General features: G+C 66.9%; 17 protein-coding genes. 9 read left to right on the plus strand and 8 right to left on the minus strand.

All coding sequences use genetic code 11. The annotated features are described in order from the left end of the window. The first annotated feature begins 189 nt into the window (after window positions 1-189). Complete coding sequence (locus ACHQ4I_RS12040; RefSeq protein ID WP_420771789.1) at window positions 190-2,235, plus strand: LuxR C-terminal-related transcriptional regulator; 2,046 nt, start codon at window positions 190-192, stop codon at window positions 2,233-2,235. A 141-nt stretch (window positions 2,236-2,376) separates the two neighbouring features. Then, window positions 2,377-3,441: a DUF4389 domain-containing protein gene (locus ACHQ4I_RS12045; RefSeq protein ID WP_420771790.1), complete on the plus strand. Its 1,065-nt coding sequence runs from the start codon at window positions 2,377-2,379 to the stop codon at window positions 3,439-3,441. Window positions 3,442-3,491: 50 nt separating this feature from the next. On the opposite strand, the gene ACHQ4I_RS12050 is transcribed toward ACHQ4I_RS12045, so the two are convergent. Both ACHQ4I_RS12050 and ACHQ4I_RS12055 read right to left on the minus strand, forming a co-directional pair. Further along, on the minus strand, window positions 3,492-4,700 hold the full coding sequence (locus tag ACHQ4I_RS12050; protein WP_420771791.1) for an RNA-guided endonuclease InsQ/TnpB family protein: 1,209 nt from the start codon (window positions 4,698-4,700) through the stop codon (window positions 3,492-3,494). Window positions 4,701-4,784: 84 nt separating this feature from the next. After that, window positions 4,785-6,143 carry an MFS transporter gene (locus tag ACHQ4I_RS12055; protein WP_420771792.1) on the minus strand — a complete coding sequence of 453 codons (1,359 nt, stop codon included), beginning with the start codon at window positions 6,141-6,143 and terminating at the stop codon, window positions 4,785-4,787. A 131-nt stretch (window positions 6,144-6,274) separates the two neighbouring features. Between ACHQ4I_RS12055 and ACHQ4I_RS12060 the strand changes: the two genes are divergently transcribed. After that, window positions 6,275-7,156: a LysR family transcriptional regulator gene (locus ACHQ4I_RS12060; protein WP_420771793.1), complete on the plus strand. Its 882-nt coding sequence runs from the start codon at window positions 6,275-6,277 to the stop codon at window positions 7,154-7,156. 103 nt (window positions 7,157-7,259) lie between these two features. Continuing rightward, window positions 7,260-7,790 (plus strand): phenolic acid decarboxylase, encoded by a 531-nt coding sequence (locus ACHQ4I_RS12065; protein WP_420771794.1) that lies wholly within the window; start codon window positions 7,260-7,262, stop codon window positions 7,788-7,790. 12 nt (window positions 7,791-7,802) lie between these two features. Here the strand turns inward: ACHQ4I_RS12065 and ACHQ4I_RS12070 are convergent, their stop codons facing one another. The 4 genes from ACHQ4I_RS12070 to ACHQ4I_RS12085 all read right to left on the minus strand — a co-directional run bounded on the left by ACHQ4I_RS12070 (window position 7,803) and on the right by ACHQ4I_RS12085 (window position 11,990). Further along, window positions 7,803-9,053 (minus strand): cytochrome P450 family protein, encoded by a 1,251-nt coding sequence (locus tag ACHQ4I_RS12070; RefSeq protein ID WP_420771795.1) that lies wholly within the window; start codon window positions 9,051-9,053, stop codon window positions 7,803-7,805. A 978-nt stretch (window positions 9,054-10,031) separates the two neighbouring features. Continuing rightward, on the minus strand, window positions 10,032-10,622 hold the full coding sequence (locus ACHQ4I_RS12075; protein WP_420771796.1) for a SanA/YdcF family protein: 591 nt from the start codon (window positions 10,620-10,622) through the stop codon (window positions 10,032-10,034). Window positions 10,623-10,711: 89 nt separating this feature from the next. Beyond that, the gene (locus tag ACHQ4I_RS12080) at window positions 10,712-11,731 is read right to left on the minus strand and encodes an ArsR/SmtB family transcription factor (protein ID WP_420771797.1); all 1,020 of its coding nucleotides are present in this window, start codon (window positions 11,729-11,731) and stop codon (window positions 10,712-10,714) included. Between the two features lie 49 nt (window positions 11,732-11,780). Further along, entirely contained in the window at window positions 11,781-11,990 is a 210-nt protein-coding gene (locus ACHQ4I_RS12085; RefSeq protein ID WP_420771798.1) for a hypothetical protein, read from the minus strand. A gap of 141 nt (window positions 11,991-12,131) precedes the next feature. On the opposite strand from ACHQ4I_RS12085, the gene ACHQ4I_RS12090 reads away from it, so the two are divergent. Together ACHQ4I_RS12090 and ACHQ4I_RS12095 are read left to right on the plus strand one after the other, a co-directional pair. Further along, on the plus strand, window positions 12,132-12,527 hold the full coding sequence (locus ACHQ4I_RS12090; RefSeq protein ID WP_420771799.1) for a cupredoxin domain-containing protein: 396 nt from the start codon (window positions 12,132-12,134) through the stop codon (window positions 12,525-12,527). Window positions 12,528-12,636: 109 nt separating this feature from the next. Further along, on the plus strand, window positions 12,637-13,059 hold the full coding sequence (locus ACHQ4I_RS12095) for an aggregation-promoting factor C-terminal-like domain-containing protein (RefSeq protein WP_420771800.1): 423 nt from the start codon (window positions 12,637-12,639) through the stop codon (window positions 13,057-13,059). Between the two features lie 39 nt (window positions 13,060-13,098). Here ACHQ4I_RS12095 and ACHQ4I_RS12100 read toward each other — a convergent pair whose 3' ends face one another. Then, complete coding sequence (locus ACHQ4I_RS12100) at window positions 13,099-13,689, minus strand: hypothetical protein (RefSeq protein WP_420771801.1); 591 nt, start codon at window positions 13,687-13,689, stop codon at window positions 13,099-13,101. A 144-nt stretch (window positions 13,690-13,833) separates the two neighbouring features. Here ACHQ4I_RS12100 and ACHQ4I_RS12105 point away from each other — a divergent pair, with 144 nt between their 5' ends. From ACHQ4I_RS12105 to ACHQ4I_RS12115, 3 genes are read left to right on the plus strand one after another with little or no spacing between them, the layout of a single operon-like run. Next, window positions 13,834-13,992 (plus strand): CopG family transcriptional regulator, encoded by a 159-nt coding sequence (locus tag ACHQ4I_RS12105; RefSeq protein ID WP_420771802.1) that lies wholly within the window; start codon window positions 13,834-13,836, stop codon window positions 13,990-13,992. Between the two features lie 20 nt (window positions 13,993-14,012). Further along, window positions 14,013-14,357 carry a VOC family protein gene (locus tag ACHQ4I_RS12110; RefSeq protein ID WP_420771803.1) on the plus strand — a complete coding sequence of 115 codons (345 nt, stop codon included), beginning with the start codon at window positions 14,013-14,015 and terminating at the stop codon, window positions 14,355-14,357. 20 nt (window positions 14,358-14,377) lie between these two features. Next, window positions 14,378-15,217, plus strand: coding sequence for a class I SAM-dependent methyltransferase (locus tag ACHQ4I_RS12115; protein WP_420772657.1), 840 nt, complete (start codon window positions 14,378-14,380; stop codon window positions 15,215-15,217). Window positions 15,218-15,265: 48 nt separating this feature from the next. Here ACHQ4I_RS12115 and ACHQ4I_RS12120 read toward each other — a convergent pair whose 3' ends face one another. Then, window positions 15,266-15,544: a hypothetical protein gene (locus ACHQ4I_RS12120; RefSeq protein ID WP_420771804.1), complete on the minus strand. Its 279-nt coding sequence runs from the start codon at window positions 15,542-15,544 to the stop codon at window positions 15,266-15,268. Window positions 15,545-15,689 lie beyond the last annotated feature (145 nt).

Consider the following 15,689-nt stretch of genomic DNA (forward strand, 5'->3'; position numbering starts at 1 on the left):
AAGTAATCACCGGTTGTCGTGACAGGATCGGGCTGGCGAATTACCCTGGGTTCACCGGCTGGATCATCGGGCGCGTCGGCGCGCCCTTCCCGCTGCGACGATGCCGCATCCTCAGTGCACCCGAGCTGCTCGTATTCGATGGTGCTCTCCCACAGTCGGGCACACCACCTCGACGAAGGGGCTCCGAGAATGTGTCAGCCTGCCCTACCCCACGGTGAACCCCTGGAACACTGGGCCGACTTCGCCAAGTCCCGGGTCGGTCAGGCCATGGCCGTGCTCGGCGCCGCGAGCACGGTCGGCCTGGTCGCCGAACTGCTGGAAGCCGACGAGGACGCGGTACTGGCCGTCCTCCGGCAGCTCGCCGAAACCACGGGAGCGCGCTTCGAACATCCAGAGGTAGGCGAGCGGATCCTGCGCAACACCCCCGAGCAGGTGCGGCAGAAGCTGCACAGCCGGGCCGCGGAACTGCTGCATCACCGGTGCTTTCCGGCGGGCGCCGTCGCCGACCACCTGGTCGAGGCCGGTGCCGCCGGATACCCGTGGGCCGTCGAGGTACTGCTCGGCGCCGCCCAGGACGCGATGACCAATGACCAGATCGATCTGGCCGTCGACCGGCTGGAGTTGGCCTATCGGGCCACCCGCGACGCGGGCGAGCGCGCCTCGATCGCGATTCGGCTCGTCTGCCTGGAATGGCGGATCAACCCGTCGACTCGTTCGCGCCAGTTCACCCGGTTGCGGGCAGCGCTGCGCGCGGGCCGGGTGCCGCACCGCGAATTGCCCGCCGCCATCATGTATCTGCTGTGGCACGGGCAGGTGCAGCAGGCCGATCACGCACTCGGCCAACTCGCCAGCGGAAATCCGGACGAGGCGACACCCGAGATCGACTTCCTGCGCGCGTGGCTGCGGTATTCCTATCCCCAGCATGTGCCACGCCATCCGCGACTCTTCGCGGCTCCCGCGCGACCGCCCCGGGTTCGCACCGATCAGCACTCGCCGCACCGGCACGGCGCAGATCTGCTCTCCGGTTTGTTCACCCACCCGCTAGACGAAATCGCCACGCTCGCACAGCGTTTACTCACCAGCCACCGCCTCACCTCGACCACCATCGAAACCCTGGTCGCGGCGGTGCACTGCCTCATTTACAGCAATCGGCTCGATACCGCGGCGGCCTGGTGCGAATCGCTGCTGGCCGAGGCCGATGCCCGCCGCGCACCGACCTGGCAATCGATCTTCGCTGGTCTGCGCGCGGAAACCATGCTGCGCAAGGGAAATATTCGCGATGCGACCACCGATGCGAGCCTCGCCCTGAATTACGTACCGGCCGAACATCTCGGACTCTGGATCGGCACGCCGATCGCCGCGATGGTGCACGCGCTGACGCTGTCCGGCCGCCGTGCCGAGGCGGCGACACAACTCGAAAGACCCGTGCCGCGAACGATTTTCGACTCCCGCTTCGGCCTGACGTATCTGCACGCGCAAGGCCATCACCACCTCGCCGCCGGGCGCGCCGACGAGGCGCTGCGCAGTTTCCGCCGCTGCGGCTATCTCATGGACCGGTGGAATATGGACTTCCCCTGGCTGGTGCCGTGGCGCAATGACATTGCCGCCGCCCATCTCGCACTGGGTGAACACCAGCAGGCTCGTGAATTCGCGACCAGACATCTGGAACTGCTCGGCTCCGCCGACCGGCATCGCTCCGGCGGCGTCTCGCTGCGGCTGCTCGCGGCCACCAGCGATCTATATCAGGGATTCCGACTACTCCGCGAGTCCGCCGCCATCGCCCGCACCGGCGGCGACGACGTCGAATTGGCCACAGTGCTCGGCGAACTCGGCAGAGCGCACCGCGCGGTCGGCGATCACGACCGATCCCGCGCACTGCTGCGCGAGGCCGCGCGCATCGCCGAAGCCTGCGGCGCAGAGGTGCTGCTGCGCGATCTGCTCGACGGCAAACCCCAAACGGCCGCGCAACCCACCCAACCCATGCCCGCACTCGCCCCGATCCCGGGTGGGCTCGCGACGCTGAGCCCGGCCGAACGCCGCGTCGCAGAGTTGGCGGCCCGCGGCAAGGCCAATCGCGAGATCGCCGACAAGCTCGCCATCACCACCAGCACCGTCGAACAACACCTGACCCGCGTCTATCGCAAACTCGGCGTCGCCCGCCGCGGCGAGCTGTATTTCGTCCTCCCGACCGGCCGGGCCGGATCGGCCGATACAGCCGTTTCAGCGACTGGCTAGCAATCTCGTTTACCACATCTAGCCCTGTTCATATGGCGATTTATGCGCAGTTACCGATCGTCTGGCTACCTGCAAGCTACATTCGTTTCACTCATCCGAGTTCTGGACATTCCGCTGAACGAAGGAAGCGAGTGGGTCGCGATGGTAATCAACCAAGGATCGCCGACCAGTGGCGAAGCATTGGTCGAATTGGATGTCTTCCCGCCGAAACAACACCGCCGCTGGACCGTACTGCTGCGGCTGCTTTTGGTCATACCGCAGTGGATCGTGGTGTCGGTGCTGGGCATCGCCGCATTCGTGGTGGTGGTCTGCGGCTGGTTCGGCGCATTGGCGCTCGGCCGGTTGCCGGACTGGTGCGGTGAGTTCCTGCGCGGGTATTTCGGCTACGCCGTGCGGGTGTACGGCTACGTGATGCTGCTGGTCGACGACTATCCGCCGTTCGCATGGACCGCACCGGATTATCCGGTCCGTCTGCTCTTCCCGCCGCCCACGCCATTGAACCGGGTTGCGGTGTTGTTCCGGCTCATCCTGGCCTTTCCGATTCTGGTGCTTTCGAGCTGGTTCAGGGCCGGTTGGATCGTCGTCTCGTTCTTTCTGTGGCTGATCGTCCTGATCACCGGGCGGATGCCCGGTCCGGTCTTCGAGGCCACCTCGGCGGTGCTGCGCATCGAAATGCGGGTGGCGACCTACACGTTTCTGCTGACACCCGCCTACCTGAAGGGCGTCTTCGGCGATAAGGCCGCGGCCCCCGTGCCCATGCCCGGCGCGCCCATGCCCGGTACGCCCGTGCCCGGCGCACCCACGCCCAGTGCACCCATGCCCGGTGTGGCAATGACCCAACCGGCACCGCAATCCCCGACCCGCCCACTGCTGCTCTCCGGCGGCGGCCGCGCCCTACTGATCGTCATGCTCATCCTCGGCATCCTGGGCAGCCTCGGCCGGGCCACGAGGAGCGGGGACAACGATGACGATTATGGAGATTCGATCTCCAGCTCAAAGCTCGCCGCACAGGTCGCAATCGACTACATCGATGACACCGGGCACACACCCCAGCACGTGAGCTGCCCCAGGGCCCTTGACGCCGAGATCGGCGCGACGGAAATCTGCACGGTCACCGACGACGGCGTCGAGATCCGCGCCCGGGTCACCGTCGACGCGATCACCGACGGGGCCGCGCACTTCCGCACCGTCATCGAACATCAGTGAAAAGCTAAGTCTCCCGCGGCAGATTCTTCTGCTTGACTTCCTCCCCACGCCTAAAGGCGGGGGATTCCAAACTTCACAGGTTGGGTTTCCTGCTTCACCGACGACTGCCGCGCCGACGACTGTCGGGTTGGTCTTACACCGCCTCCACAGGCAGCGACCGCCAGCCCGGCGGCCAAAATATTTCTCGCGGCGTTGATGTCGCGGTCGTGGGTCACCCCGCACCGGCACACCCACTCCCGCACATGCAACGCCATAGCATCGTTCAGCGACCCACAGGCCGAGCAGGTTTTGCTCGACGGGAACCATCGGTCCACAGCGATCACCTCACGCCCGTACCAAGCGGCTTTGTACTCCAGCATGGAACGCAACTCCGACCACGAGGCATCGGAGATGGCGCGCGCCAGACTGCGATTGCGCAGCATCCCGGCCACGTTCAGATCCTCGATCACGATCGTTTGGTTCTCACGAACGAGCCGAGTACTGAGTTTGTGCAGGTGGTCTCTGCGGCGGTCGGTGATCCGGGCGTGGATACGCGCGAGCTTCCGGCGAGCCTTGTCCCGGTTCAACGACCCCTTGGTCTTGCGGGCATGGGCGCGTTGAGCTTTCACCAGCCGCGCGTGTTCTCGCCGCTGATGTTTGGGATTGGTGATCTTCTCACCGGTCGACAACACCAGCAGCGAGGTGATCCCGGCATCGACACCGACGACGCTATCGGTGCGTGGGTGATGCATTATCGCGGTCTCGGTGAGCACCGACACGAACCAGCGGCCCGCGCTGTCACGAGACACGGTGACCGTGGACGGTTCCGCACCTTCCGGCAACGGCCGAGACCACACGATATTCAGTGGATCGGCCATCTTCGCGAGAGTGAGTTGCCCGTCACGATATGTGAATGCCGACCGCGTGTACTCCGCCGACGAGCGAGAGTTCTTCCTCGACTTGAAACGCGGATAGCGCGCCCGCTTGTCGAAGAAGCTGGCGAACGCGCGCTGCAGGTGCCGCAGCGCCTGCTGCAACGGCACCGACGACACCCCACCCAAGAACTTCAGGTCATCGGCTTTCTTCCACGCAGTGAGCATCGCGGAAGTTTCGTTGTAGTTGATGCGACGCTGCTCGGTGAACCATGCGGCAGTCCTGGCTTCCAACGCCTTGTTATAGACCAAGCGGACACACCCGAACGTGCGCACAAGCTCCCGCTCCTGCTGCTCGCTCGGATAGAAGCGGTACTTGTACGCCCGCTTCACCAACGTCTCCCCCATGCCTCACACGTTAACAGCTAGGTTGTGAAACAGTGGAACCATCTGCGTCAGCACCGTTTTCGACACCGGACACGCCGGGCAACGTCAGGAGTCGGCGGCGCGGTGGTAGCCGAACACGAGCCAGGCGAGCGCGCAGGCCGCCGCGGAGGTCAGCAATGCCCAGCCGATGCCCGGGGTGACGAGCCCGCCCATCACGGCGACACCCAGGGTCGCGCCCACTTGACGGACGGCGTTGAGCAGACCGCCGACGGCACCGGCCGTACCCGGCGGGGCCGCATTGACAATGGCGGTGACCAAGGCCGGAAGGGCAAAGGCGACACCGAATCCCGACAGCAATAGCCCCAGCGCCAGCACCGCATAGGCCAGGCTGGCGAAGACCGCGACGGCCAGCACCGCGCCTCCCGCCGCGAGCAGACCGAGTCCGGCCAGGATCGGGCCGCGCGCGCCGACCCGCGCCACGAGCTTGCCCGCGACCGGTGGGATGACGGCGAACGGCACGGTGAGCGGCAGGAATGCGAGTCCGGTCTGCAGCGGGCTCAGATGACGCTGCTGTTGCAGCAGCAGCGGCAGGACGAACAGTGCGCCGGTGAGAGCGAAGTTCACCGCCGCACCCGCGAAGAGCCCGGCCCGCACTCGGGCCTCGCGCACTAGTTCTCGGTTCAATACCGGTGCGGCACTGTGTCGTTCGAGGACTGCGCAGACAACCGTCGCGAGCGCGGTACCACCGAGCGACCACGCGGCGTGCCGCCACGCCTGCGCCCCCGCCGCGATCAGCGCATCGGTGCACAGCGCTAGGGCGAGGGCCGCGGTCAGCTGCGCCAGCCAGTCGATCCGGCGATCGCCACGGGCACAGTTCACGGCCGAACCCATGCTCAGTACCAGCACGACCACCGCTATGGGCACATTGACGACGAATATCGAACGCCAACCAGCCAGCCCGACCAGTGCGCCGCCGGCGATCGGCCCCGCCGCGACCGCCGCGCCGCTGATCGCCGCCCAGGTCGAGATCGCCCGGGCACGCCGAGCCGGATCCGGGTAGAGCTGGCTGATCATCGCCATCGACGCGGGCACGCACGCCGCCGCGGCGACACCGAGCAGTACACGCAGCACGACCAAGACCCACAGGCTCGGCGCGAATGCGCTCAGCAGTGAGACGAGACCGAAAGCCGCTGTGCCGAAGCGGAATACCCGATGCGCGCCATAGCGATCGGCGACCGCACCCGCGGACAGCAGCAGCGCGGCGAAGGCGACGGTATAGCCCGTGGTCGCCCATTGCAGCCCGGCGACCGAGGTGTGCAGCGACGCCGCCAGATCCGGTTCAGCGACCGAGAGCACCGTCATATCCAGCAACACCATGAAGTACCCGAGTGAAATTCCGAGCAGGGCGCGGGTCCGCCCGCTCGACCCAGCGGACGTGCTCGCCCCCGATTGCAGAATGCTCATCTGACGCAACAACTCCCGATCGACGCGGTGGTGACGCGATCGACTCTGGCCGGGCGGGCCCACCGACTCCACCGGCTGCGCCGCACGGGGCATTCGGAATATCCGAATGCTCCGGCGCTGTTGGCCAGGCCATGGAGTTACGTCAGCTGCGGACCTTCGAGGCCGTGGTGCGCCACCGCACCGTCACCGATGCCGCGGTGGCGCTCGGCCTCGCGCCGTCGTCGGTGTCCCAGCAGATCCGCACGCTAGAGACCTCGCTCGACGTCACGCTTTTCGTGCGCGACCCCAAGGGCATGCGGCTCACCCCCGCGGGTCAGCGCCTCACCGGTTGGGCGCGGCGGCTGCTCGAACAAGCCGAGCAGGCGACGCGTGACGTGCGCGAAGAACGCCCGCTATTGCGACTCGGCGCGTTGGAAACCCTCGCCGGCACCTATGTGCCGCAGGTGCTGGCGCGGCTGTCCGAGCGACGGCCGGATCTCGAGGTCGAGGTGCGCTCCGACCGCGCTCGCGACGGACTGCTCGCCGATGTGGTCGGTGGCGAACTCAATGCGGCGCTGCTACTGGATTCCGGTGGCGCCGTGGGGGATCTGGGCTTCCCGGCCCCGGCCGAACCGCTGGCATTCCTCGATCTGGACCCGGTGCCGCTGGCCCTGGTCGCGGCGCCGACGCATCCGCTGACCGACAAGCCCGCCCTGACACCGGCCGATCTGGCCGACGAGCGACTGCTGGTCAATGTGCCCGAATGCTCGTTCTGGATGGCCGGGGAACGGATTCTGGGCCCGAGCCCGCGACGCGTCAGGGCCGGTGCGGTTCCGGTCATGCGGGCCTGGACCGAGCACGGACTCGGCATATCCCTGCTGCCGGAATTCGCGGTCGCCGACGGCCTCGCGCACGGCACGCTGGTCCGATTGGACTTTCCGGTGCCCGACCTGAGTCTGCGGCTGGTGTGGCGGGCGGATCAGGAAGCCGTGCCCGAGATGCGCGAGGTCCTCTACGCGGCCGCCCGGCCATGATTTCGTCGTTCCCGGCAAACCGGCCGCATTGCCCTCCCGAGTCGTTAGGCTGACGACAAAGAGCCAGGTCCCGACGGCGCGGGTCGACCGAGAGGAGTCAACGATGAGCGCACGGCAGCCCGCGTGGACGGCCTCGGCCCTGACCGGCGATCTGTCCGGCATCGTCGGCAAACACCTCATCTACGCCTACGACAACGGCTGGAGATACGAGCTGTACATCCGCGATTGGCACACCATCGATTCGCGCTCCCTGGTGGGACCGATGTTCGGGCGCTGGTCCAAGAACCAGGCCGCGAAGCTGGTCCAGCTCAGCGACGACATGTACAAACTCGCCTGGGTGGAACCGACCGGCACCACCACCGTGATCATCATCTGGCTCGGCGACCGCCGCGTGCACACCACGATCTCCTATCCGCAGTGGATGCTCGACTACCCCGATAGCACCCTCACCCGCTACGAGCACAATCTCGAAGCGATCATCGCCGAACGCGACCGGGGACCGACCTATCCGCTGACGCTGGTCTCCGCGACCGGGCGCATCACCTTCCTGGAATCCCGCGATATCGACGACGACACGGTGATCAACTGTCCACCGAGCAAGCTGCCGCCGGGATACGCCGCGCGAACCAACTGATCGCCCGCCGCCTCAGGCATCGAGGTACACCGGGAAGGCGGCCAGGTCGTTCTGGGTGAGCACCGGCAGATTGCGGATCTCCTCGACCGGCACCGCGAGCCGCAGATTCGGAAACCGTTCGAAAAGCGCGGGCAGGCCGATGGCCGCCTCCAGGCGCGACAGCCCCGCGCCCGGGCAGATATGCGGGCCGTGGCCGAAGGCCAAGTGCCGGTTGGACGTTGGGCGGGTGATATCGAAGTCGTCGGCATCGGTCCCGTGTACCGATGTGTCGCGGCCGATGGCCCGATAGGACATGACCACGCCCTCCCCCTTCGCGATCACCGTGTCGCCGACGGTGATGTCCTCGGTCGCGAAGCGCATGAGCAGATGGGTCAACGGGGTGTCCCAGCGCAGTGTTTCCTCGATCGCGTGCTGCCAGTCGAATTCGCCGTCGCGAATGCCGCGCAGTTGCTCGGGGCGCGAGAGCAGGGCGCGCACGGTATTGAGCAGGAGCCCGACCGTGGTTTCGTGTCCCGCCGCGACGAGGGCCTTCAGATTGCCGACCACTTCCTTCTCGGTCAGCGGCGCACCGCCGTCGGCGGCGAAGATGAGCGCGGTGGTGAGGTCGTCGGTCGGTGCGTAGGTCTTCTTGCGCACCAGATCAGTGAAGTAGGAGTCCAATTCCTTGATGACCCGCGACCGCTCGGCCTGCGGGGTGAGGATCGAGAAGAACGCCTTGTACCAGGTGAGCAGCATCAGGTGATCGGCACGGTCGACGCCCATCAGCTCACCGACCACCCGCATCGGCAGCGGATAGGCGAACTCGGTCTTCAGGTCGACGACGTCGCCGCTGCGCCCGGCCTGCTCGAGGTCGTCCAGTAGTTCGCCGGTGAGCCGCTCGATCGCCGGGCGCAGCGCGTCGAGCCGACGCGGCGTCAATGCCTGGGTGGTCTTGATTCGCAGGCGCCGATGTTCGACCCCGTCCACGGTGAACATCGACCTTCCGGTATCGATCATGCCGATGAGCGGCCACTGCCGCGTCACCGTCCCGGATGTCCACAATTCCCAGGATTTGATGTCCTTGACGAGCCGAGGATCGGTGAGCAGTTGCCGGGCGGTGGCGTATTCGGTGACGGTCCACGCGGGCACGCCGAGCAGATCGATTCTGGCGAGCGGACCGGCCGCGCACAGTCGGCTGGTCTCGCCCGCGAGATCGCCGACCATCGGATCGATGACGATCGGCCGCGCACCATCCTGCTCGGGATCCGGACGAGTTTGCTGCACGGCGTACCCCCTCCAACCTGTCCGGGCAGCTCAAATCCGCGCCCCGTCAAGCGGTTTCGATCTTCCGAACGAGCCTAGTCGGCCGAACCGGGGAAGGGAACACCTCGGCACTGGTCCGGCGCGGGCTCGAGTGCCGATTCCGCAACGGGCCAGAGCCAGCCCGATCGCCGGCTCTCAGCCGACGTGGTCGCGCGAGCCACCGCATTCGACGAGTCGACAAATTCGGATCGACGGCCGCCAGAGCGTTGCGGACCCACCCGCCGCGGTCGCCGCATCTTCGACTCGGTGATAAGAACAACCCCCGTTAGCTGGCGTTCAGCTGATTCCCTCGCAATCGGATGGGTATTGCTCCGGGCGAGGAGGTATGCACATGACTCGTCCAGTGCCACCGAATCCGAGCCCCATCCCGCCGACTCCGATTCCGGACCCGGTGCCGCCGACGCCGATCCCGGATCCGGTCCCACCGGGCCCCAGCCCGGATCCGGTCCCACCAGGCCCAAGCCCGGACCCGATCCCACCGAATCCTGACCCGGAGCCGGTTCCCGGCCCCGAGCCGTTCCCTGAGCCCGAGCCCGGTCCCGATCCGCAGCCCGCGCCGCCGGAGCCAGGTCCGCAGCCGGTACCGCCGGAACCGGGCCCGACACCAGCGCCACCGATCCCGGACCCGACACCACACCGGGAACCGAACCGACCGGCACCGATTCCGAATCCCGGCGGTCCGGTTGATCCGATGGATCCCGCACTGCCGGATCCGACGTAGAGTCCGGCCCCCAACGACCGCGCCGGACACCTGACCACGGTCTGGTATCGCAGCGCGGGCTGGTGACGCGAAACTCCTTGCGGCATGGGCGAAGTCGGTGCAGCCCTTGGGGGGCATCGAGCAAGATTCACAACGTCGATGCCGACACGACGCCGCGCGGATGGGCTCAGCGAATGTCGTGCCGGGCAAGCGTATCGACGCCGGCCGGGGCCATCGAGTCAGCGCCAGATCAAAGCGGCGACCGCTTTCGGTGCGGCAAGCAATTCGCGGATGTTGTTGCGCACCATGGTAGTTCGCCTGCAATCGCAGTATGCGACGACGCCGTCGGCGTCGATTCCCGCGGCGCGGCACAAGGCGACCGCCCGCGGCAGATGCCGATATTGGGTGACGATGATCGCGCGGTCGATACCGAAGATGGTCTTGGCTCGCCGGCAGGTCGCGCGGGTCGACAATCCCTCGCCATCCGAGCGCACGACCGCCGGGTCGACACCGTGATCGGCGAGATAGTTTGTCATCGAGGCGATTTCGTCTCCCGAGGTGCCCGCCGCATCGCCAGACACCAGGATCTCGCACACCTTTCCGGCCCTCAGCAGTTCGATCGCGACGTCGAGTCGCCCACGCAGATACGCCATCGGCGCACCGTCCGGCGCGACCCTCGCCCCCGGCACGATCACCACCGGAACCGAAGGCGCGGCCGCGAGACCGGACCGATGCCCGGACGACACCATCCACAACCGGATATTCGCCGCGGTCACGACCAGCGCCGCCGCTGCGACGGGCCCGACACCTGCCCATAGCGTCCGACGCACCCGACGTCGCGGCGCCTTGCCTCGCGCTAGCACGCCGAAGTCTCCCGGTCGGTTATCCACTGCACGTGCCCGACCATACTGGCGCGCCATCAAGCGATGCGCACACCACTGTCGAGATCCCCGTCGAGCAGTGCGATGCCCAGCGTCGTCGCCTGATGCCGCATCGCATTGCGATGCCGCCAGCTCTCGATCAGCCCGGCCTCCCGCAGGATGGACGCGTGTTCACTGGCCGTCGCGGGTGAAATGCCGAGTCGGCGTGCGAGTTCGGTCGTCGAGCAGCCCTCGGCGATCACCTGCAGCGCGGCGGCGCGAGTGCGGCCGAGCAGTGCGGTCAGCGCCTCGTTGGTGGCGCGCGGCCCCCAGGCCGTGGCGAAATCGGCGATATCGCGCAGCACCGGGACCACCAGCGTCATCGGCGCGTCCTTATCGATGGTGGACTTCAGCAGCTTCGGCCCCGGCCAGGCGAACAGCGAGGGAATGAGGATCAGGCCCCGACCGTCGAGGTGTTCGTCGTGACATTCGGTCGGGGTGAGCACCTCCAGCGCGGGCGCACGCCACCGAGCGAAGGGCGCCAACCCGGCGAAGAGCCGTTCGACGCCCTCGGTGGCAATGGTGCGCGCCATCCGTTCGGCCGCCACCTCGAGATAGGACTGCATATGGGCCCACCGACCGGCGAACGCCACCGCATGGAATGCCTCGGCGGCGGCCGCGACATCGCGGCGCGCCTCACCGTCTCGGGCGGACAGATTCCGCGCCCAGGCGGGTAGCGGATGTGCGGTCCGCGCACGCTGCCGGCCCGCGTGTTCGACCTCCAGGCGGAGTTCATCGCGGGAGGCCAGGTGCAGTGCCTCGATGCCCGCCGACATCGACCGCGCGCCGCGGGTCGGCGTGATCAGGTCGACGAAGGGATCGACGCCGGGGAGCAGATCGGCGAGCACACCGAAGTCGTCCGGCATCGCGCGCCGCACCTGGCCGCGCCACCCGTCGTACAGCGGCGCGTCGGTGCGTTGCAGCACCCTGGTGGCCAGCATGGTTTCGCCCATCGCACCGAGCGGGGCCCCGATCCGGATGCGTGTCAGATCCTCGGGTGTGCAGTAGATCCGCTTCATACGCTGCCCCGCATGGTCGTGCTCAGGTATCGCATCACGGTACCCGCGATCACCGCGGACCTCGCAGCATCACCGCGAGCACCGGATCCAGCCGCACCAGCTCCTGATCAGCGGTCGACCGCAGCGAAGACGTCGCCACCCACCGCAACCACATCGGCCACAATCGCTTCCTTCGCCCGGCCGCCATCACGCTGTCGGCCAGGCGACCAATCGCCGGCGCGAAACCGCCGCCCGGCCGCACCGCAACATCATTCAGCATCTCCGACTCCTGCATCGTCACTGTTCAGCAGCCTAGAAATCAGCAGCCGGTACCCCCACCATGTTTCGGCGGTGGCCTAAACACGAAGCACCGGTCAACGGCTACCGGCATGGCGGCCCGGATTCTGGGAAGCCGGTCTATGTGAACAGCACTCGAACCATCCGTACGCACTGGCGCCGTCGGGTGGCGGTCGCGGTCGGCATGCTCGCCATCGTCTGGGCGGCGGGGTGCGGCTCATCCGGGGAGGAATCCGCCGCGCCGACGTCATCGCGCCCGGCGCCGATCTCCGCCGTCGCCATCACGATCGATCATCTGAACTACAGCGCCACGCCCCCGATCACGCCAGGCGCCTTGCTCACGGTGACCAACCACGATTCGGTGAAACACAGCATCACCAGCAAACGGCCCGGACTCTTCGACCACGAGATCGCCCCCGGCCAGACCATCACCTTCACCGCACCCGATGAAGTCGGGTCGCATCCCTTCTACTGCAGGTATCACGCCCTCATGGAGGGCTGGTTGAGCGTGCGTCATTGACGCGGTACCCACCTCATTCCCGGACACGCCGGAGCGGCTACGGCACAGCCCAGGTAACTAATGCTTTGCTGACTTCGCCCTGGACCCGGGATGCGGAGGGAGATCGTCGATGTCGCGCGTCATCACCGCCGTTGTTGCCGCTATCTACCTGTCATTCGTCTGTGTCGCTCCCGCGACGGCCACAACCACGACCACGGAGGACGAGATCGCCGGAACCGAGGCCGTGCTCGCGCTCTCGGTGGTCCATGCGGGCACCAAGATCCTCGCCTTGACCATCGTCCCGATCTACCAGTTCGAATCGTTCGACAACATCATCACGCACGAAAGCGGTTGGGACGTCTTCGCCACCAACCCGAGAACCGGCGCCTACGGCCTCGGCCAGGCCCTGCCACCGGAAAAGATGGCCACCCACGGCCTCGACTGGCGCTTCAACCCGCTCACCCAGATCCGCTGGACCTACGACTACATGATCCAGCGCTATGGCAGCCCCGAGCGCGCCTGGGCGTTCTGGCAGGCGCACCACTGGTACTGAATTCGTCGCCAGTTCCCGCCGGAGGACCGAGTCGGTTCGTCACACGCAGTACTGGCATGTCCCGTTGGCGGGCAGCTGAATGAAGCATTGGGCGCACACCGCCGCGCGGGTCGGCTGCGGCTTGACCTCTTGCGCGGGCGCGCCCGCCGATCGACGTCGACCCGCCACCTTGGGAATGAGCGGCGGGACGGTCAGGTCGGCGGGCATGGTGGCCCCGTGGTGCTCATAGCACTGCCACCGGGCATAGGCGGCATGCAGCTCGAGGTCGTTGGGAATCGGTAGGGCGGCTAGTTCCAGCACGTACTTGTAGGTGTCGCCGACCGTGTGGTTCTCCTGCACGCAGAGCGAGGTCAGCGGCGGGTCGCCCGCATTGTGGCACCGCCGCGCGACCTTGCGCAGAATGGCCTCCATCCAGGTCCGCGTCGGTGCGCCGGTATGCACCCCGGATACCTCCTGCACGCGCTTGGCCAACTCCCCGACCGTGATGAAATGCCCGTATCCCGTGGCAATCTCCGACAGCTCCGCATGCGCGGCAAAGGCCCACGCCACCGTAGCCTCCCGCAACGACACCGGGACGCCGTCACCTTCCCGCCATGCCCCCGCCGCCGTGGATACAGAACTGTTGATCACCCGATCAAGTTATCGCGCCACCCCCCGATCCGCCGAATGACCGGCCACTCACGGACCCCTCCGGGCATGAAGCCTTTGACCGGCATCTCACCCGACCAACCCGAACCGTGGACTCTAGCTTACTAGGATGCTAGCATTTGCGATGTGGGCGACGAGGATGTGAAGCAGTTCAACGTGTACCTGCCGGTCGGACTGATCAAGCAGGTGAAATTCCGTGCGATCGAGTCGGGCATGTCGCTATCGGCTTTGGTCGCGGAGGCGCTGCGCGGCTACCTCGACGACACCCACGACCAGCAACAGTGACCGCGAGAAGGAGATCGGATATGACGACACAGGGCATTCAGGGCGTCTTCGTCGAGACGCACAACTGGGGCAAGGCGGCGCGATTCTTCCAGGCGCTCGGCTACGAACCCGAATTCACCACCGACCACAACTCCGGACTGTTCCGCAATGGTGATGGCCCCTATGTCTTCATCGCCGAGATTCCGCGCAGCCAGACCCCGTCGACGCAGCTCGTGCTGACGGTGACCGATCCCGACGCGTTCCGGCCCGGCAGCGAGGTCGAGGTGGTCACACCGTTCGAGGAAACCCATTACGGGACCACGGAAATGACCGTCCGCGACCCCGACGGCCGGACGTGGAGTCTGCAGGTCGGACCGCTCGCCTGAAGGAGTACACCGTGCAGCAGATCATTGGGCCCGAGAGCACCGCGGAGCGGGTCGCGCTGTGGCGCGCCCTACACGTCGAGCTCGACCCGCCACCGCATGTGCTCGAGGACGAGGTCGGTCTGCGGCTGGTGGACCCGGCCCCGGGGTGGCGCGAACGCGAGGATATGAATCCCGACATGACCTCGCTGTCGCGCGCCTGCGTCGTGGCGCGCGCCCGCTTCGTCGAGGATCTGGTGATCGAACAAGCCGCCCAGGGTGTCGACCAGTACGTCATCCTCGGGGCCGGACTCGACACCTTCGCCCAGCGCCGGCCGGAAATCGCCTCCCGCCTAACGATATTCGAGGTAGATCAACCCGAACCACAGGCGTGGAAGCGGCAGCGACTACTCGAACTCGGTTTCGGAATCCCCGAGTGGCTGCGACTGGTGCCGGTCGACTTCGAGACCGAATCCTGGTGGGACCGGCTCATTTCCGCGGGCTTCGATCCGCAGCGCCGCGCGGTGGTGGTCTCGACGGGAGTCTCCATGTACCTCACCCGGGAGGCGAATATCCAGACACTGCACCATCTCGCGGCGCTTGCTCCCGGCTCGACCTTCGCCACGACCTTCCAGCTGACGCTGGACCTGCTCGATGCCGAGGAACGCCCGATCCGCCAAGCGGTCGAGCACGCCGCCCGCGCAAGCGGAGTCCCCTTCCTCAGCCTGTTCACCCCCGACGAGCTGATCGCGCTCGCCAAAGACGCCGGTTTCCCATCGGCCCAGCACATTTCGACCTCCACCCTCGCCCAGCGCTATTTCGCCGGGCGAAAAGATGGGCTGCGGCCCCCGACCGCCGAACAGATCCTGGTAGCCACCACCTAGGCGAAAAAGGCCCTATGTCCTTGCGGGACATAGGGCTGCGGTCTCAGATCACTGTGCGGGCGGCTGGCATCCGGGCGGCGGACCCTGCGGATCGCCCGGCGGCGGGCCTTGGTGATCTCCGGGCGGCGGGCCGTGGTCATCACCCGGAGGCGGGCCCTGGTGGTCACCGGGCGGCGGACCCTGGTGGTCACCAGGGGGCGGACATTGCTGCCCGGACTCCGGTCCCTGGGGCGGGTCAGCGCTCGCGATACCGGCACCGACGCCCAGCGCGCCGAATACCACGACACCGGCCGCCGCAGCCGTCACCAGCTTCGACTTGACTCCCATACATTCCTCCTGAGATCTCGCTTGCGAAACCGTCGGCCGACAGTTGCCGTGCCGACGCGAGAATCGTTGCGCCCCAACCTCTGCCCGGAATGTGAGCAAGATTGGTGCCAGCTGTGAGCGCGCGGGATCCGGATTTCCGTCATGC

Origin of the sequence: Nocardia nepalensis (genome assembly GCF_048910785.1) — a bacterium.
Taxonomy (GTDB): domain Bacteria; phylum Actinomycetota; class Actinomycetes; order Mycobacteriales; family Mycobacteriaceae; genus Nocardia; species Nocardia nepalensis.